At 46.0% G+C, this 889-nt stretch carries 1 protein-coding gene; it reads right to left on the bottom strand.

The annotated features are described in order from the left end of the window. Positions 1-806 (bottom strand): nicotinate-nucleotide--dimethylbenzimidazole phosphoribosyltransferase (locus tag R7R24_RS25505; protein WP_318119899.1); only part of this gene is annotated, 806 nt, incomplete at its 3' end. Positions 807-889 lie beyond the last annotated feature (83 nt).

Below are 889 nucleotides of genomic sequence, written 5' to 3'. Positions count from 1 at the left end.
GCGACAGAGACAATAAAACCATCGACAAGCACTGGCGTTTTCAAACGCTTCGCCTCAAGGAACGCCCCGACCATCTGTACGATTTCAAATCCACCAACTTGCGATAATACAGCTTTGGCGTCTAGACCTCGACAACGACTTACCCCTTGAGCAACCAACTTTAACTTTCGGCTCAACTGCTCTGAGTTGATGCCCGTACCAAGACCAACACAGTGGTTTACCTCAAGCGGGCTGAGTGCCGCCAATAATGCGGAAGCCGAGCTGGTATTTCCAATACCCATCTCGCCAAACATCAGTAAGTTAGATCCTGAATAGATGGTGCTTTGCGCCACTCTTGCACCATATTCCAAACCAAGCGCTACTTGTTCAGAAGACATCGCCGCTTGCTTTGAAAAATTGGCAGTGCCATTTCCTAAACGCTGCTCAATTAAATTCGGATGAGATTTAAACTCAGGAACCATGACTTCGATTGGCGCAAGCATACCGCAGTCAATCACTTTGAATTCGATTTGGTTTACATCGCAAAAGCAGTTAATTGCCGCACCTCCAGCAAGGAAGTTTGCAACCATTTGCTGGGTAACTTCACTCGGTGCGATGCTAATGCCTTCTTTCGCAACACCATGGTCGCCAGCAAACACCAACATCGTTGGCTTGCGAATAACAATCTCTTCAACGGCTTGTGCTTGATCTTGGCTTTGAATCAACGCTAACTGCAATGCGACTTTTTCTAGCAACCCTAGAGCACCTAAGGGTTTGGTTTTGTTATCAATGCGCGTTTGAATATCTGCGGAAAAAGAGCAATCCATGTTTGGTATTCCTTCAAGTAATTGGTGTTCGTTCGATAGAAACGTTGTCTACAGTTGCGTATGCATTACGACGAGACAAGATA

Source organism: Vibrio sp. 704 (genome assembly GCF_033339295.1).
Note: the sequence above shows the minus strand (reverse complement) of the source record. Positions and strands in the feature narration are given on the sequence as shown.